The 22,184-nt window shown below is 56.5% G+C and carries 18 protein-coding genes; 2 read left to right on the top strand and 16 right to left on the bottom strand.

Annotated features, from left to right (window positions below):
* The 10 genes from E0E20_RS03395 to E0E20_RS03350 all read right to left on the bottom strand — a co-directional run bounded on the left by E0E20_RS03395 (window position 1) and on the right by E0E20_RS03350 (window position 10,173).
* Entirely contained in the window at window positions 1-1,791 is a 1,791-nt protein-coding gene (locus E0E20_RS03395) for a hypothetical protein (RefSeq protein ID WP_130836705.1), read from the bottom strand.
* Between the two features lie 87 nt (window positions 1,792-1,878).
* The gene (locus E0E20_RS03390) at window positions 1,879-3,705 is read right to left on the bottom strand and encodes an LIC_10190 family membrane protein (protein WP_130836703.1); all 1,827 of its coding nucleotides are present in this window, start codon (window positions 3,703-3,705) and stop codon (window positions 1,879-1,881) included.
* Window positions 3,699-4,433, bottom strand: coding sequence for a thiamine diphosphokinase (locus tag E0E20_RS03385; RefSeq protein WP_130836701.1), 735 nt, complete (start codon window positions 4,431-4,433; stop codon window positions 3,699-3,701). Before E0E20_RS03385 ends, E0E20_RS03390 begins: the two co-directional genes overlap by 7 nt.
* 420 nt (window positions 4,434-4,853) lie before the next feature.
* Window positions 4,854-5,324 (bottom strand): GtrA family protein, encoded by a 471-nt coding sequence (locus tag E0E20_RS03380; protein ID WP_130836699.1) that lies wholly within the window; start codon window positions 5,322-5,324, stop codon window positions 4,854-4,856.
* 22 nt (window positions 5,325-5,346) lie between these two features.
* On the bottom strand, window positions 5,347-5,883 hold the full coding sequence (gene pgsA / locus E0E20_RS03375) for a CDP-diacylglycerol--glycerol-3-phosphate 3-phosphatidyltransferase (protein WP_130836697.1): 537 nt from the start codon (window positions 5,881-5,883) through the stop codon (window positions 5,347-5,349).
* 40 nt (window positions 5,884-5,923) lie between these two features.
* Complete coding sequence (gene rimO / locus E0E20_RS03370; RefSeq protein ID WP_130836694.1) at window positions 5,924-7,363, bottom strand: 30S ribosomal protein S12 methylthiotransferase RimO; 1,440 nt, start codon at window positions 7,361-7,363, stop codon at window positions 5,924-5,926.
* A 54-nt stretch (window positions 7,364-7,417) separates the two neighbouring features.
* On the bottom strand, window positions 7,418-7,828 hold the full coding sequence (gene rpoZ / locus E0E20_RS03365) for a DNA-directed RNA polymerase subunit omega (protein WP_242622637.1): 411 nt from the start codon (window positions 7,826-7,828) through the stop codon (window positions 7,418-7,420).
* A 57-nt stretch (window positions 7,829-7,885) separates the two neighbouring features.
* A complete protein-coding gene (gene gmk, locus E0E20_RS03360; RefSeq protein WP_130836692.1) occupies window positions 7,886-8,542 on the bottom strand; it encodes a guanylate kinase in 657 nt (218 codons plus the stop codon).
* 222 nt (window positions 8,543-8,764) lie between these two features.
* The gene (locus E0E20_RS03355; protein ID WP_130836690.1) at window positions 8,765-9,661 is read right to left on the bottom strand and encodes a YicC/YloC family endoribonuclease; all 897 of its coding nucleotides are present in this window, start codon (window positions 9,659-9,661) and stop codon (window positions 8,765-8,767) included.
* A gap of 143 nt (window positions 9,662-9,804) precedes the next feature.
* Entirely contained in the window at window positions 9,805-10,173 is a 369-nt protein-coding gene (locus tag E0E20_RS03350; protein ID WP_130836947.1) for a nucleotidyl transferase AbiEii/AbiGii toxin family protein, read from the bottom strand.
* A gap of 123 nt (window positions 10,174-10,296) precedes the next feature.
* On the opposite strand from E0E20_RS03350, the gene E0E20_RS03345 reads away from it, so the two are divergent.
* Entirely contained in the window at window positions 10,297-12,132 is a 1,836-nt protein-coding gene (locus tag E0E20_RS03345) for an Rqc2 family fibronectin-binding protein (protein WP_130836688.1), read from the top strand.
* 68 nt (window positions 12,133-12,200) lie between these two features.
* Window positions 12,201-13,337 carry an SGNH/GDSL hydrolase family protein gene (locus tag E0E20_RS03340; protein WP_165443962.1) on the top strand — a complete coding sequence of 379 codons (1,137 nt, stop codon included), beginning with the start codon at window positions 12,201-12,203 and terminating at the stop codon, window positions 13,335-13,337.
* 41 nt (window positions 13,338-13,378) lie between these two features.
* On the opposite strand, the gene E0E20_RS03335 is transcribed toward E0E20_RS03340, so the two are convergent.
* The 6 genes from E0E20_RS03335 to E0E20_RS03310 all read right to left on the bottom strand — a co-directional run bounded on the left by E0E20_RS03335 (window position 13,379) and on the right by E0E20_RS03310 (window position 22,170).
* On the bottom strand, window positions 13,379-15,073 hold the full coding sequence (locus tag E0E20_RS03335; RefSeq protein WP_130836684.1) for a putative polysaccharide biosynthesis protein: 1,695 nt from the start codon (window positions 15,071-15,073) through the stop codon (window positions 13,379-13,381).
* Between the two features lie 41 nt (window positions 15,074-15,114).
* Entirely contained in the window at window positions 15,115-16,560 is a 1,446-nt protein-coding gene (gene glgA, locus E0E20_RS03330; protein ID WP_130836682.1) for a glycogen synthase GlgA, read from the bottom strand.
* A 94-nt stretch (window positions 16,561-16,654) separates the two neighbouring features.
* Window positions 16,655-17,683, bottom strand: coding sequence for a 3-deoxy-7-phosphoheptulonate synthase (locus E0E20_RS03325; protein WP_130836679.1), 1,029 nt, complete (start codon window positions 17,681-17,683; stop codon window positions 16,655-16,657).
* Between the two features lie 70 nt (window positions 17,684-17,753).
* Window positions 17,754-19,304, bottom strand: a complete 1,551-nt coding sequence (rny, locus tag E0E20_RS03320) for a ribonuclease Y (RefSeq protein ID WP_130836677.1) — start codon at window positions 19,302-19,304, stop codon at window positions 17,754-17,756.
* Between the two features lie 162 nt (window positions 19,305-19,466).
* Entirely contained in the window at window positions 19,467-21,773 is a 2,307-nt protein-coding gene (locus E0E20_RS03315; protein ID WP_130836675.1) for a hypothetical protein, read from the bottom strand.
* A complete protein-coding gene (locus E0E20_RS03310; protein ID WP_130836673.1) occupies window positions 21,763-22,170 on the bottom strand; it encodes a hypothetical protein in 408 nt (135 codons plus the stop codon). Before E0E20_RS03310 ends, E0E20_RS03315 begins: the two co-directional genes overlap by 11 nt.
* Window positions 22,171-22,184 lie beyond the last annotated feature (14 nt).

Genomic DNA, 22,184 nt, shown 5'->3' with positions numbered 1-22,184 from the left:
TCATAAATATCTCTCCTTCGTTCTGTTCTGAAACCGCCGCGCAGACGCTTCCTGCCGCAGCGCGCTCCATTCACCCGCCGCAGAACATACGCGGCGCACAATCGCAAGCATAAATCCGGTTTCACGAATGGAAACCGGGCTTATTCTACTACATCGGCCGGGATGATTCAACTTAGGGGAACCGCCACGGCGGAAACCGCCATGATGAAATTTGCCGTGATGAAAAAAAGCTGTCCGCAGCCTTTCCAGTCCGTGGAGCGCCAGAGGGAAAAGCAGGACATAGTACGGCAGGCAATATCGGGAATTTGCTTCCCATACAATCTGAAACAGAAAACCGCCGAGAAAATACAGCTCCGGCAGAAAATCCGCCGGCATCCCCTCCGCCGAACGGTCAAGGAGCTGAAACAGCGCGTTCACCGCCGCCATACCATAAACAAAAGAGAGAAGAATGGCAAGAAAGCCCTGCAGGGCCGGCATCACGGGGCCGGTCAGCAGCGCCCGGAAAGCCGCGCTGATCGGAAAGTCATCTCCCATCCAGAGCGAGCAGGTCATCTGGGCCCCTCCGAACCAGGGGTCCAGCCATTCATATTCAAGCTTTTTGCGGAAAAAATCCGCCGACCGCTCTCCGCTCCGATATTCCGCAAGCACCGTCCGGATGCGTTCCTTCGCAATCCGGTCCATCTGCTCCATATCCCCTCCCGTTTCCTCATAGAGGCGAACCGGACTCTTGTCATAACCCCCGGGAATGCTCTCCGGATCTGCGGCATTGGACGAAATCCCCATACTGACCCATGTCGAGACTGGAAAACCGCCATTGCTCCGGTAACCGGTGCATCGATCAAACTGCAAAGCAGCCAGCCCCGGCAGTCCCAGGGACAGCAGAAGTATCAGCATGGGCGAGGCAAAAGCAGCAAAAAGCCGGCCGGAAACAAGCCCCCGGCTTTCCTCTCCGGCATTTCCGGCGCGCTCCCTGTGCAGCTCCGGGAGCAGCGCGGACACAAGAAAGATAACCGCCGCGAGCACCGCAATCCGCATGGAGGAATACAGCGCGCAGGACAATGCAAGGCTCCCGGCCGCCCCGAGCGCATCAAGAGTAAAGCGGAGACGCGGAAGCTTTCCCCGCATAAATGCTCTCCGAAGCCGCAGAGCAAACCAGAAGCCCGATGCCGCAAAGGTAAGACTGAGTACGGTTCCGTAGATATATGAGCAGTACAACAATAAGGAGACAAAGCTGAACGCCAGCGTGCTCCCCGCAGGAGCGAGCCGTTCCTCCCCCGTAAGCTCCTTTACAAGAAGCGCCGTCATCACGACAATCAGAGCCGCACCAGCGGCATTGGCCACATTGAGAAGCGCCTCCGATTCCCGCCCCGTCATTTTAATCAGCCACGAAAAGACCATGGTCATGCTTCGCTGATGCGGATAAAAGCTGTAATATTCCGCATCAAAATGCGGCCCGTAGCCCGTCGCAATGAGCCCCGCGTTCGCCCATACGGTCTTCTGATCCGAAAGCGCCGGATAGGTATTCAGCTTGCACCAAAGGAGCGCCAGACAAAACTCCGCTGCCGCCTCCAGCAGAACCAGGCACCGCGCCGCCCGGAGGGGAACACCGCGCAGGAGGAGCAGCGCTGCGGCAAAAAGCACGAGCGCAGGAAGCACTGCCAGAGGGCTGCGGTACACCGGGGCCGTCATCAGCTCATAGCTTAGAAAATTGACGCTCCGGTAACAAAACAGCGACCGGACAAACAGAACGGCATTGATGATCAGAAAGAAAACGGCAATAAGCTTTGACATTCCTCCGAAAACGCTTTTCATATCCGTACCCTGTCCCGTCCTTTCTCTGTCGGCGCGGCCGGAGACTGTGGACCGTGCGGAAGTTCTTCACTTTGCCCGGAAGCCATCCCTCACCGTCTCTCCCATCGGCTCCGTCCGGTCGATCATGAAACGGTATGCCGAGCTCGGAAAGACATAATAGCTGTTCATTTCCTCTTCCAGAGGACAGTAGACGACAATGCCGCCCTCCCCCGCCTTCGAAGCGCCGGTAAGGGCAATCGCCTCCTCCGGCCGGTTTTCAAACGGCTTCTGTACAACATAATAGGGCTCTGCCAGATTTCCCTTGATAAATACCAGCGCATCCATGGCATAGTTGTCAATCCACGCGCCGAAGCAGATCCCGGTGCACACGGCGGCAAACACGCCCGGAATCCGCCACAGCGTCCCCGGCGTACCGCGGAGCTCTTCGATAAAATCCCCTGCGGAAACCAGCGGAAGCGTCAGGAGAAAAGCCAGTCCATACCGGACAAAGGGTGCTGTAAAAAACCAGAGCGCCATGGAGGCCGTCACCGCAAGCAGATAAACCGCAAGGCTTCCCTGAAAAATCCGTTCTCCGCCGGCCGCTTTGTCCGCCGTCCCCCCGCGCCTTTCCTGCCGTATCCGGCGAAGCCGCAGAAAAAAAGCCGAAGCCAGAAGCACCGGGGACAGGAAATTCGCATAAATCAGCATCTGCGCATAGTGCGGCTGCGCCTCCCACCAGACCGGCAGCCATCCGCGCAACGGCGTGTCAGCAAGCGCCGTATCATAGAGGCATCTCCCCCATACCTTGATCTGCGCAGAATCCACCCGGGAATATTCGGCCGGCACCTTCCACGGCACGGAAAAGAAATCCAGCGCCTCAAAGGGGTACACAAGCCAGCCCGACAGCACGACATTCCGGATAAGGAAAGGAATGAAGCTGACCATTCCCATAAGAAAAAACGGCACGAGCCACTTTCCTTTTCTCCGCCTGATGCCGATGCAGACCGGATAAAGCACAAGCAGGGAAAGCAGCGCAGACGACAGCTTCAAACCGGCGGCAAACAGCGCGAGCACCGAGAGCGCACAGTAGGAGGGGAGCTCGTCCCCGCTCGCCTTTTCCGTCCGGGCGGCCGGGGCTCCTGCCGCCTGCTCCCTCTCTTTCAGCTCCAGCCACGCACACAGGAGATAATGCACAAACAGCAGCGTACCGTAATCCGTCGCCGGCGACATCAGCCCCGTCAGATTGGTCATGACATAGAAAAGCAGGGCCGTCCGCGCTCCGTCCGACGCGCGCAGCCCCCTGCTCCGCACCGAACGGAGCAATCCCCGGCAGGCATAGCACAGAAGCAGCGCCGCAAGAAATCCGGTGACTGTGTGCAGAGCCTGCGGCAGCAGCCAGCGCAGCGTAAAAAACGCGCAGAGCACAAGATAGGCGCTGTTGTAGCCGAAATGAAGCTGCAGATTGGCAATTCCCCGGACGGCTCCATACTCCTCGATGATCCGGATCGCCTGCGCGTGGTAAATATTGGTATCCGTGTGGAAGCTTCCCCGTGAGGAGAAAAAAGCAATCACAAAAAGCAGAAGAACGCAGAACGCGCCCTCCCGGAGCCGCATGAGACGGATCACCCGCCGCGCCCTCTCCCGCAGTTCTCCGCGCAGTTTTCGTGAGAAAATCACGCACAGCAGAAGAAGAGAAAGAAACGCAAGATGACAGAGCGCTCCGATCCCGGCAAAGAGACTGAACCATTCCGCCGCGACCGTAAGCGCGGTCAGCCCGCACATCACCGTCGCCGTGACCGAACGGAAGCCAGCGGCTCTCACTCCCGTCATTCTCTCGATCAGGGTAAAAACAGCCGTTCCCGCCGTCAGGCAGAATATTCCGATATAGACCCAGCTGAGAAGCACCATCAGCATAACTGACCTCTTTCCGTCTCCTGTTTTTCCCCCGGCCTTGTTTTCGGTTCCACTTCATAGGTGACAATCGCAAGCGCCGTCCCCCGGCCGATCGTCACCGCCGCACCATGACCGGTTCCGTCCTCCGCCCCGGGGTCAAACTCATTGCTGACGCCCAGCGGAAACGCATTGGTCAGCGTTCCATGCTCCAGATTATAATGCATTCCCGTGATGGTGACATCATCACATCGATCACTTATGGCAAACAAAGAGAACATTCCGGTCAGTCTCTTGGCAAAGCGCTTTGTCTCCTCCGCAATCACAAAGGCCATGCAGCGTTCGTCCAGAAGATAACAGTCCGCACCGTGCTGCTTTGCATAGAGGAGCGTCTGCAGATTCGCCACCGTATGATCCAGACGCGCTCCCATGGCTCCATAGAGGAAAAATCTGCGGTACCCCAGCTCCATACCGAATTTCAGAGCATAGATCGTATCGGTGTCGTCCTTTTCCACCGGAAGACGGATGACGCGCTCCGGAGAATATTCCATAAACTCCATCACCGTCCGGAACTGGGTCTCCTGCATGGAATCAAAATCCCCGATCAGATAGTCGGGGCGAATTCCCAGCATCTCAAGATAGCGCAGACCGGCGTCCACCGCGATGACCGTATCCGCCTCCTCCACATCGATCTCCATCGGCACAAATGCGCCGGCGCACATCAGAATACATTTCCCGTTTCTGCCGTCCATGAACCGTTTCCCTCATATCATAATAATTTATTTCTCTGTCAATAGCTGCATACGCTCTATGCCGCTTTGAATATCATTCGTATTTTCATTATCAATCATATTCCTGATCTGTGCTACAATATTTATCAATATATACCCGATATACCCGCTCATAGGAGATATATAACTTTTGTTGCCGGCTTTGACGATTGCACGGGCGGCAAAAAATATGTGTTTCTGTGCAGAGCTTATGATGAAAGGACTGCTCTTTATGGAGAGTCACAATATGGATATCATGCAATTCGGAACGATATGTGTAGGATTGCAAAAATGATTTTTTGTAATACACCACTCCTCTGAAAGCTCAAAAGCAGCGGCACAGTCACGAAATACGACTGTGCCGCTGCTTTTGGGGACATCACGATCCCTGAAATTCCTTATTCACTGCGCGGCTTTTTTCTGCTCCAGAAATATTTTTCTCGTCACAAAATTATAGACCATGACCACGGCGGTTGCCAGAATCTTCGCACCGGTGTACATCATACTGTACCCCAGCGTTTCCCTGAGCCAGCGCACGCCGCTGTACAGCGGCCCGGTCGCGATCCCGATGATGAGCTGATTGATTCCGAGACCGATCACGCTCAGTACGAGAAAAATTATAAACTCTGCACGGCGATCCATCTCTTCCCGCCGGGCAAACACAAATTTGAAGCTGAGAATATAATTGACGACGACCGACACCGCAAAGCCGAGCGCCGCGCCGATCTGCGAGCCTATGATAAAGGAGCTCTCCCCGAAAAGGCGGAAACGGAGAATCAGATTGACCGCCGCAAGACCGATCAGGTAATCAATAAAAAAGCAGATCACCCCGACCACACCGAACTTTACGATCTGTCCTACTAATTTACGCATACATACACCCTGCCGGAACGGTTTATTTCACATCCGACATAACAGCTCTGTTTTTGACAAGATAATCCGCCAGAGAGACCACCGTAAGCGCCAGCGCAATCCACATGACAATACGGGTCAGCATGCGGAGCGGCGCAAGATCGGCAATCATAAGAATCACCATTGCCATCTGGAAGACCGTCTTGAATTTGCCCCAGTAGCTTGCCGCAATGACGACGCCCTTCTCCGCCGCGATCAGCCGGAAGCCGCTGATGATGAATTCACGGCACACGATGATGATCACGATCCATGACGGAATCCTCCCCAGCTCCACGAGGCAGACCATGGCCGATATCACCAGCATCTTATCCGCCAGCGGATCCATAAACTTGCCGAAATCCGTGACCAGATTACACCGGCGGGCGATCTGTCCGTCCAGAAGATCCGTGAGACTTGCGATCACAAAAATCGCAAGCGCGATCCATCCGGCATAGGCCCCGCCAACCGGAGCCAGCATGAAGAAAACAAAAAACGGTATCAGAATCACACGGAAAACCGTGAGCCTGTTCGGCAGATTCATAGAATACTCCTCCCTTTCCGCAGAGCCGGACGTCCTGTTTCTACATCGCCGGTTCTCCAATGAGATCATAGCCCTCCGAGCCCGTGATGCGCACCCTGACAAAATCGCCCGTCACGAACTCTTTTCCCGGCTCCGTCTCGATGAACAGAATGCCGTCCACCTCCGGCGCGTCACGTCCGGTACGTGCGGTATAAACCTCATGCCACCGGTCCGCCCGTTTCCCGACCGTTCCGTCGTCTGCAAGGCGCCCCTCGATCATCGCGTCCATGATCTGCCCTTTCATCCGGCGGGCTTTCCGGAACGCAACCTCCTGCTGGAGCAGCATGATCTCTTTCTGCCGCTGCTTTTTCACCCGAGCCGGTATCTGCGGCCGGAGCTTTGCCGCGGGCGTACCGTCCTCTTTAGAATACGTAAAGACGCCGAGACGGTCAAATTTCATTTTGCGGATAAAGGCCAGAAGACGCCGGTGATCCTGCTCCGTCTCTCCGGGGAAGCCTGTGATGAGCGTCGTCCGGAGGCAGATATCGGGAATCCTCTCCCGGAGCCTCCCGATGATGTCCTCAAGCTCCCTGCGGTTCGTTCTTCTTCCCATGCGCCGGAGAACCTCATCCGAGGCGTGCTGAACCGGCATATCAAGATAATGAACGATCTTCGGCTCCGATGCCATCGTCTCAATCAGCTCGTCCGTAATCTCCTCCGGATAGCAGTAAAGAATCCGTATCCAGCGAAAGCCCTCGATCCGGCAAAGCGCGTGCAGCAGCTCCGGCAGCCTTTTCTCTCCGTAAAGGTCCGTTCCGTAGACCGTCGTTTCCTGCGCGACAAGAATCAGCTCTTTCACGCCCTCCGCGGCCAGCGCGCGCGCCTCCGTCAGAAGCTCCTCCTCCGGCACGCTCCGATACGGCCCACGGAAGCTGGGAATGGCACAGTAGGTACAGCATTTGCTGCAGCCCTCCGCGATCTTAAGATATCCGATGTGTCCCCCGGTGGTAAGAATCCGTTTCTGGCCGCCATGCTCCGGCCGGTCCAGCGGCTGCATGTAAATCCGCTCCGAAGCGCTCTTTGTCCCGGCGGGCAACGCTTCCCGGGATAAGCTGTTCCCGCTTCCCGGCGTGCTGTCCCGGGATAAGTCCCCCGTCACGTCCTCCGCTGCGCGGACAATGGCATCGATGGCCGAGGTGCCGATGACCGCATCGACCTCCGGAACCTCTTTGCGGATTTCATCCCGGTAGCGCTGCGCCATGCAGCCGGCTACGATGAGGGCGGAAAGGGACCCCGCGCGGCGGCGTTCCGCCATCTCGAGAATCACCTGAACGCTCTCCATCTGCGCATCCTTAACAAAGCAGCAGGTATTGACCACGGCAATATCTGCTGCTTCCACATCATCGGTAAAGCTATGGCCATGCTCTGCGAGACTGCCAAGCATTTTTTCGGCATCGACAAGATTTTTATCACAGCCGAGAGAGACAAAGTAAATCTTCATACAAATTCCTCATGCCGAAGCGCCTCGTTCCGGCAGAGCGAAACGGCCCGATTCTCAGTTGGCATCCACGTTCTCCGCGATGGCATCGTCCTCCTCACGCAGTTCTTCCCTGTCGAGCTCCTCGTCCTCGGACACATCCGGCTCCAGATCCTCATTGAGATCATCCTCCGAGACCGAAACAATTTTTCCGGACTGATAGGTCACGCCGTAATCCTCCAGATCGCCGCCATCGTTCGGCAGAATACTGATTTTGTCCTGCCACAGCTCGTTGACCGCTACGGAGAGCGGCTTCACCTTGCTGTCCGCCTCCACAAGCGGCTCCGCGCCAAGGACGATCTGACGGGCTCTTTTGGCCGCCGCCATGACGACCGAATAGCGGCTGCTGATAATCGGCTCCTCTCCCTCCTCGACCTCCTGATTGACGACCTTCATCAGTTCCACATAATTCGGATGCAGCATGTTCATTGTCTGTTTTCTCCTCTTGTTGCCTGTCTGCTGTGATTCTCTTGTATTTCTGTTCCGTTACGGTCCGTTTTCCTGCAGATGCCGTTCGATCAGCTCTGCAAAGCCGTCCTGCAGCTTACGGATAAACGCCTGCTGACGCCGCGGCGCGTATCGGTCTTTTCTGATGATCTCATGGATCTGCTCTGCGCACTCACGCGCCTTTCCGTTCTCATTGACCAGAAGATAATCGTACTGATCAATAATAAAAGACTCCTCACGAGCCTTGCGAAGCCTCCCCTCGACCACCGACGCGGCCTCTGTGCCTCTCCCCCGGAGACGCTGCGCCAGTTCGCCGGCGCTCGGCGCGGTGATAAAAATCAGAATGGCCTCCGGAAAAAACGTCTTGACCTGCGAGCCGCCGTTCGATTCGATTTCAAGAATGACGTCCCGCCCCTCCGCAAGCTTTTCCTCGACATATTTTCGCGGCGTTCCGTAATAATTGTCGACAAAGGCCGCATACTCAAGAAAGCCGTTTTCCTCAATGGTCTTTTCAAACTCTTCCCGGGTGACAAAATAATAAGAGAGCCCCTCCTCCTCGCCGGGACGGGGGCGGCGCGTCGTCATGGAAACCGATGTCCAGTAATTACCGCCGAGCTTTTCCAGTTCCTTTACGACCGTACCCTTTCCTGCGCCGGAAAAACCGGATATGACTACAAGACTTCCTTTTTCCGCCATGTGTTCCTTTCCCACTGTCATCTATCAGCCATCTCGCGGCGCGGAGCGCTCCGCTCCCTGATTCGCTCGGTTCATGCCGACAAGCCATGAACCATCTCGCGGCGCGGAGCGCTCCGCTCGATGGACGGCTCGCGCCGTATACCTCCCTGCATTCGGGTCCGCCGGCTTGAGTGCGAGCACTCGACCGGTGAACCCGAATGCCGGGAGGTGCATGGCTTGATGCTATTCCACGTTTTGAACCTGTTCGCGGATCTGTTCAATGAGAGTTTTAAGTATAATCCCTCGATCCGAGACTTCCAGATCATCGCTTTTTGAGAGTATGGTATTAGCCTCGCGGTTCATCTCCTGTGCGAGAAAATCGAGCCGTCGGCCGATTCCGTCGCCGGTGCCGCCGTCTCCGTTCCGCAGCGCAGTTTCCATCGCCCCGATATGGCTTCTCAGCCTCACCAGCTCCTCATCCACGCAGATTTTATCCGCATAGATCACAACCTCCTGCAGAATCCGGTTTTCCTCCACCCCGGCATCGCTGAGAAGCTCCTGCACTCTTCGCGTCAGCTTCTCCCGATAGGCCGCGATGATATCCGGCGACTTCTCCTCAATGAAAGCGACGCAGGCGCTCATTTCCCCGAGCTTTCCGAGCAGATCGCGCTGCAGGAACTCTCCCTCGCGGCTTCTTGCCTGCAAAAGCTCCGCCGCCGCACCGCAGACCGCCTCCCGGAGCAGGGGCCAAAGCTCCTCATCCTCTGCCGCAGCGCTCTCTCCGATCGTGAATATCTCCGGAAAACGCGACAGGGAGGAGACCCGGATATCATTATCCAGATCAAAATCTTCTCCCATCTGATGCAGATATTTCACATATTCTGCCGCAACCTCCCTGTGGTAGCGGACAGAAACCCCCGCGTCCGACAGATCCTCATATGTAATGGAAAGCTCTGCCTTGCCTCTGCGCAAATACGCTTTCAGCTCATTGCGAATCTGCGGTTCACAGGCATTCAGCTTTCTCGGCATCCGGATCGAGAGATCCAGATAGCGGTTATTGACCGTACGGATTTCCGCCGCTGCCCGGCGGCCGTCCCGGCTGATCTCACTGCGGCCGAAGCCGGTCATGCTCCTGATCATGGTGTTCCTTATTCCTGTATCATATGATTATCCTGCGGACATACATATTGAATTATAGGTGCCGCCATGGGCCGCGTCAAGAAATTTACTTTCTCGCTTGATCTCATACTTGATTTTTATCAGCAGGCCCCACCTCATGAGTCTCATAGAACTGACTCTGCCAGCAGCTTTACACTTTCCATGACTTCATCCCACATCAGCTCATCAATAAAGAAAGATTCTTTCCGGAAGTTTTCCCACTGTCTCCTCATAGCATCGTCTGATTCTGCATTCACCAGAATGCTCCTGAAATTATTGATTTGATCTGTGGTATTCCGTTTACTGCTCGCGGCAAAAAGGGCTTGCTTAAGGATTGTCGGGTTCAAAGGCTCCTGCCGACTAATGACATGAATATCGTAGAAATCACGCATTCTTGTGTTTGCTGTCCCTCGTGCCATAATCGTTTCCAGTTTCTCAGCCAACAGCGTTTCCAGATTATATGTCCAGAGTAAAATCGTGCGGTCCTCAAACATCAATGCGGTCCACGTTGCGTTTGTGTTATTCCCGGCGATGGCGTATCATTTTAGATCGTAATCCGGGTCGCAAGGCAGTCGAACGCTGCCGCAGGCAGCAGTCCTTTCCATGAGGTGATTTCTATGGCATTCAACGGTATTACCGTTGCCGCCCTCTGCCGTGAGATTTCCGACAGAGTGACCGGCGGACGGATCTATAAAATCGCGCAGACCGAGAGCGACGAGATCATTCTCACCATCCGCCCCGAGATATCCCGCGGCGGCGGCCAGCTCCGGCTTCTGCTCTCGGCGGACGCCTCTCTTCCACTGTGCTACTTTACGGAGCTCGCAAAGCCCTCGCCGGCGCAGGCCCCGGCATTCTGCATGCTTCTGCGCAAGCATCTTTCAAATGCAAAGATATCGTCGGTCTCGCAGCCCGGTCTTGAGCGCATTCTGCGTTTCCGCATCGAGCACCGGAACGAGATGGGCGATCTCTGCTTTCATACGCTTGTGCTGGAGCTGATGGGCAAGTACAGCAATCTCATTCTCCTCGATGAGCATGAAGAAATCGTAGACAGCATCAAAAGAGTTTCCTCCATGGTGAGCTCCGTCCGCGAGGTGCTGCCCGGAAGACCCTACTTCGTCCCGGACACCCAGAACAAGCGCGACGCGCTCACCGAGACGGAGCCTGCTTTTTACGCCATGCTGAACAGCGAGCGGCCGCCCGCGGCGCTCCTCGTCAGAAGCTACACCGGCTTCTCTGATATCACCGGAGAGGAGCTGGTTTTCCGCGCCGGCATCGAACACGATCTCTGTGCGGGCGAAATGACGCGGGAGGAAAAGGACCGCCTCTGGGCCGCGTTCTGCGCCCTCCGGACAGCGATTCAAAACGGGGATTTCGAGCCGACCGTCTACGGTGTGCGGGAGGCGCTTCCGGGAAGCGCCGACGCGTTCCGGCCGTCCGCTTTTTCTCCCTTTTCCCTGCTCTCCGTGGAGAGCGCTGCCGAAACGGACAGCCCTGCCGCCTCGCGCCGCTTTGAGAGCATGTCGGAGCTGCTGGAATTTTACTACGGCGAAAAAAACAAATTCACACGGATCCGGCAGCGTACCGCCGATCTTCGCCGCACCGTGCAGACCCTCCTTGAGCGGGATCTCCACAAGCACGAGCTCCAGACAAAACAGCTGAAAGATACGGAAAAGCGGGATAAATACCGGATCTTCGGCGAGCTTCTGAACGCCTACGGCTACAACATCCCGGAGGGCTCCCGCTCCGCCGTACTCGACAATTATTATACCGGCGAAAAGCTCACCGTCCCGCTTGATCCCGCGCTGTCCGTCTCCGCCAACGCGCGCCGCTGCTTCGACCGCTACAATAAACTGAAACGGACCGCCGACGCGCTGCTGCCGCTCCTTGAAGACACGCAGGCCGAAATCGTTCAGCTTCAGAATATACAAGTTTCCCTTGAGCTCTCCGCCGACGAGGCCTCTCTTTCCGAGATTCGGGAGGAGCTCGAAAAAAGCGGCCTGCTTCACCGGAGCCGCGCGGCAAAGACCGGGAAAGGCGCCAAAAAAGAAAAGACGCGCGCACCGCAGAGCCATCCTTTCCATTACCGGAGCAGCGACGGGTATGACATCTATGTCGGAAAGAACAATCTGCAGAATGACGCGCTCACGTTCCGGCTCGCCGGAGGAAATGACATCTGGTTCCATGCGAACGACATGCCCGGCTCCCATGTGATTCTGAAGACAAACGGACAGAAAATGGAGGAAATTCCCGACAGAACCTTTGAGGAGGCCGCCGCTCTCGCCGCCTATTATTCCAGCGGCCGGACGCAGGGCCGCGTGGAGATCGACTATCTTCTTCGCCGCGAGGTGAAAAAGCCCGCCGGCTCCCGCCCGGGCTTCGTCATCTACCACAGCAACTATTCCATGATGGCAGGGACGGATATTTCGGGAATCAAAGAAGTCATATCTTCCTGATACACATCCGCCCTGCGGTGTTATAATACAGGCATTCGGAAATGTATCCGAATCCAAGGAGACAAGCTATGAATAAGAAAACAAAGCAGAATATCATGCTGTCCTGTATTGCCGCTCTTGCGCTGTGCGCCGCGCTTCTTGCAGGCTATGCCCTGGGCAGCAGCAAAAAGGACGCCGGCTCCGCTTCCGAGCCCCCCAAAAACACGGAGGCCTCGGCCGGAACCACCGCTGCCGAAGAAGAGACGGACAAGGAAACGCCTTCGGCAGAGCAGACGGCAGAAGCCGAGGGCGAGAACGCAGATACAGCAAAGACAGAAGTCATTGTCGCGGATGAACATGACTTGATCGAGCCCGAGGTCGAGCCGACGGAAAACAAGGAATCCGAGAGGCCCAGCTTTGACGGCTATGTCACAAACAAAAACGGCCAGCAGCTGCAGGTCGTCTTCCTCGGGGACAGCCAGCTCGACAACTTCCGCGACGACACCGGGATCGCCTATCTCGTCATGCACTACCTGCAGGCGGATGTGTACAATCTCTCCATGGGCGGAACGACCTTTTCCCTCGACAAGGTGGACAATACCAGCGATGAGAACTGGAATGCCCGCTGCGGGCTCGGCATCGCCAGAGCCGTCGCCGGAAAGGTGAACGACAGCTTCTTTGACGGCTTTGAGGCGCACAGACAGTTTTCGGAATGTGATTTTTCCAAGACAGATGTGTTTGTGATCGAATACGGCGTCAACGATTTTCTGGCAAAGCACCCGCATGTGGGTGCATATAATGCGGACCCCTACTCCTACACCGGAGCGATCACCAATGCCGTCACGGTTCTGAAAGACACCTACCCGAATGCGAAAATTCTGATCTGCACGCCCACCTACGCAGTATTCAATAAGTCCAACAACCGGTCGCTGCAGGGCGATTCCAATATGGTCAGCAACGGCTATGCCACTCTGGCCGATTACGCCGGGGCAGTCGAGAGCCTGACGCAGAAGCTCGGCGTGGACTGCTTTGACGCCTATGATGTCAGCGGCATCACCAACGCCAACTATGACGAGTATCTGCTGGACGGCATTCACATGAACGCCGCCGGACGCCGCATGTACGCGCAGGCGGTCTGCCGCATCATCCTCCGGGAAATGGGCTATTCCGTGGAGGAGGGCAAAAACCTCGACGAGCTTGATTTCAGTACCCTGACAAGAAACTGAGGAGACGGCGGAAATTTTTTACACTCCCCTGCTCTCCTGTCTCATATCCATCGCAGACGCTTCATGAGGCGGATCAGCGAGCTGCCTTTCGGCATGCTCAGAAGATCCGCCTCTTTGATTGCTCCGGTTCTGACCAGCATAAAGCCGTACAGAAAAACAGCGATCACAAGAGCCGGCAGCAGCGCCAGCAGGTTGGTCAGATAACGCGTCTCCTCCATACCAAGCAGCCCGAGGACAAAGCAGAGCAGACGGTAGCTGCTGAACGCTCCCGCTCCCATGATCAGCGCCGAGATGAGCGTCCTCCCATAGCTCCGGTACGACGGAAAGGCATGCCTGCCAAGGTATTTCCGGATAAAAAATTCATTGGCCGCAAAGATGAGAACCGAGTAGACCACACTGGCGATCACGAGGGCATAGACGTCCGCCCGGGTAAAAAGCAGCAGCACGATGAGCACCGCCGTTTGTATCACCAGAGCAAGCACCGCGCTGACAAGCGGCAGCCGCATATGTTCCGTCGACTGCAGAATCGCCGTCGTCACCGTCGAGATGGAATAAAAGAACACCGTGACAGCGAGCGCGGCGAGAAGCCATGAGGCCTGCTCCAAAGACGCCCTCTGCGGAAAGAGCAGCATGGTGATCGGCTCCGCCAGCACCATGAGTCCCACCACACTGGGCAGCGCGACAAACGCGGTCAGGCGCACGGCGCTCCGGCATCGCCGCAGCGTTTCTCTCCTGTCTCCGCCCGCAAAGGAGGAGGAAATGCTCGGAATCACCGCCGCCGAGGTCGCCGTCGCAATCGAAATCGGAATATTCGTGATCACCGTCGCCTTGCGGGAAAAAATGCCGTAAGCCATCGTGACCGCCGCCTCGTCGAGGCCGCGCGCACTCGTGAATATTCTGGTATAGATGGTCTGATTGAGAGAAGTCGTAAGATTGAGAATGAAGCTCGAAAGAACAAACGGTGTCACCACCGCCATCACCGTGCGGAGAATTGTCCCGTAGGCGTCCTCCCTCCCGGTGCTGTCGTTCTCGCAGCGCCGCCGGATCCGGCGGCGGCTCAGATAATAGACCCAGAGCATGAACAGGAGCCCCGCCAGCACGCCGCAGCCGGTTCCCAGCGCGCTCCCCGCCGCGCCGTACACGGCCTGCGTCGTGTGATCCGCCCCCCGCACGCGCTGCATGAGGAGCCACGCCGCGAGAATGGACATTCCCGCGTTCATGATCTGCTCGATGATCTGCGAGATAGAGGTCTGCAGCATGGAGGAGTGCGCCTGAAAATACCCCCGGAACACCCCCAGAATGCCGAAAAGAAAGATGGTCGGCGCGAAAACGCGGAGCACCGGCACCGAGCCGGCGCCCACAAGGAGGGATGCCCCGAAGTACATGAACAGGCCGCAGGCCGTCCCGATCACGCAGACATAGGCCAGAGACACGCGGAAGATACGCTGGACATTCCGGTACTCTCCCAGAGCCAGCTTCTGTGCCATGATCTTGGAAATCGCAGAGGGAATGCTGTACGATGAGATCAGAAGAATGATCGTGTAAATATTATAGGCAAGGCTGTAATAGCCGTTCCCCTCATCCCCAATGATCGCCGTCAGAGGCGACTGATAGAGGAGCCCTATCATGCGCACCGCAATCGAGGCCGCCGCAAGAATACCCGCCTGCAGCGCAAGCTGACCGCTCCCGTTATGATCCCGGAGCCGAAGAGAATCCCGATTGATCCGTTTTGCCATAGGGCCGATTCCCCTGCTTCCTTTCCTTTTCCGCTGCGCGCTCAGCCGATCAGCCAGTCATACATCTCCTGATACTTCACGGCGCTCTTCTTCCATGAGAAATCCGCAGCCATGGCGCGGTCGATCATCCGGTTCCACTCGCGCCTGCGGTCGTAGTAGATCTGCTCCGCGTAGCGGATGGTGCGGAGCATTTCATGGGCATTGTAATTGGTAAAGCTGAAGCCGGTGCCCGTCCCCTCATACTCGTTGTAGGGCTCCACGGTGTCTTTCAGGCCGCCCGTCTCACGCACGATCGGAATCGTCCCGTAGCGGAGCGCCATGAGCTGCGACAGGCCGCAGGGTTCAAAGAGAGACGGCATCAGAAAGGCGTCGCAGGCCGCGTATATCCTGTGCGACAGTGCTTCGTTGTAGGTGATGTTCGCCGAGACCTTGTCCTGATATTTCCAGTCAAAGTAGCGGAACATATTTTCATAGCGCTCCTCGCCTGTCCCGAGCACGACGATCTGCACCGCATCCCGGCAGAGCTCCTCCATGACATAGGCGATGAGGTCAAAGCCCTTCTGATCCGTGAGCCTTGAAACCATCCCGATCATCATGGTCTTATCGTCGCGCGCAAGGCCGAGCTCCTCCTGCAGCGCGCGCTTGTTCTTTATTTTTTCCTTGCGAAAATTGACGGCATTGTAGGGCTTTGCGATCAGCGCGTCTTTCTCGGGATCAAAGCTGTCGTAGTCGATGCCGTTGATGATGCCCCGCAGATCGCCTGCACGGGCGTTCAGCAGGCCGTCGAGCCCCTCTCCGTAAAATTCCGTCCGGATCTCCTGCGCATAGGTCGGACTGACCGTCGTGATGGCGTCCGCGTAGACCAGACCCCCTTTCAGAAGATCCGCATCCTTGTGAAATTCCAGCTTGTCCGGGGAGAAAAAATACCCGGACAGTCCGGTGATCTCCTCCACCTCTTTCACATTCCAGCGCCCCTGAAATTTGAGATTATGAATCGTCATCACCGTACGGATTCTCTGAAAAAACGGATTTTCCTGAAAGCGCTCTTTCAGATAAACCGGAACAAGGCCGGTCTGCCAGTCATGACAGTGAATCAGATCCGGCCGGAAATCCAGAACCGGGAGCGCGCTCAGCGCCGCCTTGGAAAAATAGGCAAAGCGCTCGATCTCCCAGAGCGGATCCTCGGTATAGGGCTTGAAGCTGGTGAAATAGTGCTCGTTGTCGATAAAATAATAGGTGATGCCGTCCGCCTTTGCTTTCAGCAGGCCGACATACTCGTTTTTCCAGTTGAAATCCATGTAGAAACTGGTGATGTATTCGAGTCTGTCCCGCAGCTCCGGCTTCATGCAGGAATATTTCGGCAGTATGACGCGCACATCATAATACCGTGCATCCAGCTCTTTCGGAAGAGACCCCACGACATCCGCAAGTCCCCCGGTCTTGATGAACGGAACTCCCTCGGACGCAATAAAAAGTATATTCTTCATGCCTGACCTCCCCCATTACCGGCTGACTGAGACAAACGGCAGCGACGCTGCCGTTGGACACCGCTCTTATTATAGCTCACTTCGGCCGCTCCCGTCAGCACTGCTCCGCAATGCTGTAAATCAGCCTCTCCGTATCCTCCCAGCCGAGGCAGGGGTCTGTAATCGACTTCCCGTAGACGCCCTCGCCGATCCGCTGCGTCCCCTCCTCGATATAGCTCTCGATCATCAGCCCTTTCACCAGCTCGTGGTTTTCCCGGCTGATCCTGCGGTTGTGCATCACCTCTTTCGCGATACGGATCTGCTCCCCGAAGCGCTTGCCCGAGTTGGAGTGATTGGTGTCGATCACACAGGCCGGATTAGCGAGGTCCATCTCCGCATAGAGCTCATACAGCCGCATGATATCCTCATAGTGATAGTTCGGATAATTCCGCCCGTAGGCGTTGACCGAGCCGCGCAGCACTGTGTGCGCGAGGGGATTGCCGGAGGTTCTCACCTCATAGCCCCGGTACGTGAAGCTGTGCGGATGCTGCGCCGCATACACCGAGTTCAGCATGACCGTCACATCACCGGAGGTCGGATTCTTCATGCCCGAGGCGACATCAAAGCCGCTGACCGTAAGGCGGTGCTGCTGATCCTCCACGGAGCGCGCGCCGATCGCCACGTAGGAAAGCATATCCTCCACATAGCCCCAGTTCTCCGGGTAGAGCATCTCGTCCGCCGCAGTCATTCCCGACGCTTCGATGGCATGGATGTGCATCCGGCGCATGGCAATCAGACCGGCCCGCAGATCCGGCTTTGCCTCCGGGTCCGGCTGCGAGGCGATCCCCTTGTATCCCGAGCCGGTCGTGCGGGGCTTGTTCGTATATACGCGCGGAATCAGAATGAGCCTGTCGCTCACCCTGTCGTTCACGCGTGCAAGACGGCTCACATAATCGCAGACCGCATCCTCGTTGTCGGCCGAGCAGGGCCCTGTGATCACAAGAAAGCGGTCGCTTTTCCCTGTCAGCACCGCCGCGATCTCCGCGTCTCTCCTGCGCTTTTGCTCTTTCAGCTCCGTGGACATGGGGAGCACTTCCTGTATCTCCTCCGGCGTGGGGAGCTTCTGATTATAAATAAAGGACATCCCGGTTTCCTCTCTTACAAAAAAGACGGCTGCCGCACGTTCACAGCAAACCGCCCTCTCCTCTTGCTTTTTACTTTGCGTAGTCCGTAACCCGCGATTCGCGGATCACATTGACCTTGATCTGCCCCGGATATTCCATTTCGCCCTCAATGCGCTTGGAAATATCATGGGCGAGCAGAACCATATCAGTATCACTGATCTGCTCAGGAACTACCATGACGCGAACTTCTCTGCCTGCCTGAATGGCATAAGAATTAGAAACTCCCTTAAAACTGTTGGTGATATCCTCAAGCTGCTTGAGCCTGGTCGTGTAGGTCTCCAGCGTCTCTCTTCTTGCACCGGGACGGGCTGCGGAAATCGTGTCCGCCGCCTGCACGATGCAGGAAATGAGATTGGTGGCCTCCGCATCCCCGTGGTGGGACTCGACGGCATTGATGACAATCGGGTTCTCCTTGTACTTGCGGCACAGATCTGCGCCGAGCTGTACGTGAGAGCCCTCCATCTCATGATCCACCGCCTTGCCGATATCGTGCAGGAGGCCTGCGCGCTTCGCCATGCGGACGTCCAGACTGAGTTCTCCGGCAAGGAGTCCGGAGAGCTGCGCTACTTCGATGGAATGCTTGAGCGCATTCTGTCCGTAGCTGGTGCGGTAGTGCATTTTTCCAAGAAGTCTTACGAGCTCGGGATGGACGCCGTGCACACCGACCTCAAGCGTCGCCGCCTCGCCCTCCTCCTTGATCTTTGATTCCACTTCCTTTTTTGCTTTCTCGACCATCTCCTCGATTCTGGCGGGATGGATTCTTCCGTCCACAATCAGCTTTTCGAGGGCGATTCGGGCCGTCTCGCGGCGAATCGGATCAAAGCCGGAAATAACGACTGCCTCAGGGGTGTCATCGATGATGAGATCGACGCCGGTCATCGTCTCGAGGGTGCGGATGTTGCGCCCCTCACGGCCGATGATTCTGCCTTTCATCTCATCATTCGGAAGCTGCACGACAGAGATCGTCGCCTCGGAAACATGATCTGCCGCGCATCGCTGAATGGCCGCGATCACATATTCCCTTGCTTTCTTGTCCGCTTCTTCCTTTGCCTCCGCCTCCATTTCCTTGATCATGATGGCGGAATCGTGCTTTACATCTTCTTCAACAGTTTTGAGCAGATATTCTTTTGCCTGTTCGGAGGTCAGACCTGAAATTCTTTCGAGTTCCTGTACTTTCTGCTCATGGATTCTGGTAATTTCTTCCTGCTTTCTGTGAAGTGAATCTTCCCTGGAAGCCAGACTCTGTTCCTTGCGTTCCAGAGTATCCGACTTCCTGTCGATGGCCTCTTCCTTCTGCTGGACACGGCGTTCATTGCGCTGAACCTCTCCGCGGCGATCCCGGATTTCTTTCTCAAGGTCGTTTCTGGCCTTGATATTCTCCTCTTTCGCCTCAAGAAGCGCCTCGCGCTTCTTCGTCTCCGCAGTCGTAAGTGCCTCGTCGATGATCGCTCTCGCCTTTTCCTCCGCGCTGCCGAGCTTTTCGTCATTCTGCTTTCTGACGTAATTGCGGGCGAGCACAAAGGTCACAGGGACCGCGATCAACAGGGAAACTATCACTGTAGCGATGATAATTTCCAGCATGATACAGGAGCACCTCCTTATAAAATTGTCATTGTGCAGCCTCGCTCCCCGGACACCCGCATATCAACATGATATCGCCTCAGGCAAAGCAGATACCACAATATACAGTGACCGTCAGATGATGCCGCATCTCTTATATAATAGATTTATTAACCGATTTAGTCAATGAATTTCTACGGATTCTACAATTTTGCACTTTCGGACCCGTTTCAGATATACGATTCCTCCAATCCACGCCGCAAGCGTCAGCAACTCCGCCGCCCTCCACAGCACCGGCTCCTGAAAGAACACCCGGATCCTGCCCTGAAAACCCGCCGGGATCCGCACCGCCACGCGATGGTTGTCCCCCTCTCCCGTCTCGAGCCGAAGCCCCGTTCCGGCCTCCTCCGCGCGATACCCCGGATAGGCAAAAAGCGGAAATTCGACGGTCTCCTCCTGATCGGTCAGATTCTCCGCCTCCACCTCCATGGAAAGCCCTTTTCGTCCCACGGATCCAAGAAGAACCGCTCCCTCCCGGACGGCCCGGACCGCCGTATCGGTTTTCAGCCTTTCCACATTGGTCCCCTCGAGGAGGTACTCGCCCCCGGACTGACAGAAGCTGTCCGAAAAATAATAGAGAGTCTCCTCCCGCGGATTTTCATTCAGAAAGGCGCTCTGATAGGACACGCCCTGATAGACGGCCGTCATGCAGAGAAACCCTCCTGCGATCAGCAGGCAGCTCCTCCCGTACCGGTCCTCAAAATGCGGCATGGCGTACACAAACAGCGTGACGGAAAGAATGGTCGCAATTTCCAGCAGCCGCCAAGGATACTGAAGATTCTGCAGCACATGATAGAGCGGAGGCACATTGCTGCGGATCCACTCATAAGGAAACGCTCTTGTGCACATCAAAAGCGCCAGTGCATTCAGACACAGGACGCTTCGGACGAGGCCCTGATTTTTTCCGAACGCACGCAGAAGCAGCATCAGAACAGCCGGCAGAACGCAGGCCCCGAGCGCCAGCCCCAGCGTAAACGGCGTTCTCTCCGACACACCGGAGGTCTGCGGGAACACGGCGAACAGATCCGCGATCTGGATGGAGCGCCCGGCGAGGTTCCTCACCATATGGGAGTTCCGGATATCAAGATGAATGTAATAATCAAGAAACGGGACGATATACGAGGCATTCAGCAGCAGCGTGGCAAGGACAAACTTTCCCAGCGAAAGCAGCGTCCGTCTCCGGAGCATTCTTTTCCATGCAAGAATCCCAAACAGCAGCCCGAACAGAGCCACCATCAGCACGCTGAGCATGTGCGACTCCAGAACCCCCGTCGCTCCGGCCGTGAGATACAGCCAGCCCGCCGTATCCGGCCGCTTCGCCGCAGCCTTGTCCTCTTCCTCCCCGGCGCAGAGCGTCCAGAAGCCAAGCACCAGAAGAGGGAGAAATATCATCGCGGTAAACTCTCCCGCCGCTGCCCGGGTATACAGGTTTGCGAGGCGGTACATGGAGAGGGAATACAGAACGCAACCAAGCAGCGCGGTTATTTTCCGCCCGCTCATCTTCCGGAACGCAAAATAGGAAACGCCTGCGGTCGCCGCGTTGCAGAGCAGAATGTACAGCCGGTAGCATGACGCCGTGGGAACCCCGCAGGCCGAGAGCAGCGCCGCCGGATACAGGAATAGATCTCCGTAGAAGATACCCGGAGCATAGCCGTAGCCATTCATCCACCCGGGCTGCAGACGCACCGGGAAATATCCGTTTTTCAGTCCCTCCCCGAGCTGCTGCAGCCGATAGCCGTGATACATCAGATCATCCCCGTAGGGAATGTAATCGACAAGCAGTGCATACTGCGAAAGAAACAGCACCGCGGCCAACACGACGGTCACCAGCGCGTTTTTCCTCAGAAGCCCCCTCGTTCTTCTCCCGCGGACGACGAAAAAATAGAGCAGCAGATCCAGAAGCAGGAAGAAAAACAGGAGCCGCACCAGCGCATATGCGGCCGACAGCTTTCGCAGATAGGTCACGGTGACCGCGTGAATCAGCAGATAATTTTCCCGGTCGTCGTGAATATAATTCCGGATGCAGACGGACTGCTTTCCCTGATAAACATACACCCGGTAGCGGAGCGTATTTCCCTGCGCGGGAAGACGGTTCTCGTCGGATTTAACGGCGCTGCCGCCTTCCGCGACGGACCAGACCCCCGTTCTCCCGTCCTCCGGATTATCCGTGAGATACTCCACCGTCACGGCATAGATTCCCCGGTCCAGCTCCATCACGGGACTCACTATGCTGCGGCCCATGCCGTCAAAGGAATCGTCGACATAAAAGGCAGGCTGCGTCTCCACGCCCTCCCGCTGCAGCTCCATATCCTCCTGCAAAAAGCGGTGCTCCTCCGTCCGGACGAGAAAAGCCCGCGCGGTGACAAGCAAAAAAAGCAGCTCCGCCGCCGCAAGCAGGAGTTCCGTCACTCTTATGACCCTATTCCTCATTGCCTGCCTGTTCTCCTGTTCCGTCCCCATGCTCCCCAAGACCGCAGCGCACCGAAAGGCGGCGCAGGTCGGAATCGAAAGAAAAGAAAAACGTCCCGCCGCCGCGGCAGAGCCCTCCCGCTGTTCCGTTCTCTCTGTCCAGCTCAATGCTTCTCCCGTCAAAGGAGGTCTGCAGCACCTCGCCAAGGAGCTCCATCGCCTGTTCCGGGGAAACATTCTCGCCCTCCGCCCATTCCGCCTCCGCCGCAGCAGCGTAGCGCTCCGCGATCCATTCCCGCGCGCCGGCGCAGCCCAGCCGCTCCGCCTCCGCCATATACCCTGCATACCACGGGCTCTTCGAGAGAGCAAACGCCATCAGGATCAGGGCGGTGCAGATCCCTATCCGTCTTCGGTTCATATCCGCCTCATTTT

Origin of the sequence: Lachnoclostridium sp. Marseille-P6806, from assembly GCF_900625025.1 — a bacterium.
Taxonomy (GTDB): Bacteria; Bacillota; Clostridia; order Lachnospirales; family Lachnospiraceae; genus CAG-791.
The sequence above is the reverse complement of the archived record's forward strand: the minus strand, read 5'-3'. Positions and strand labels throughout refer to the sequence as shown.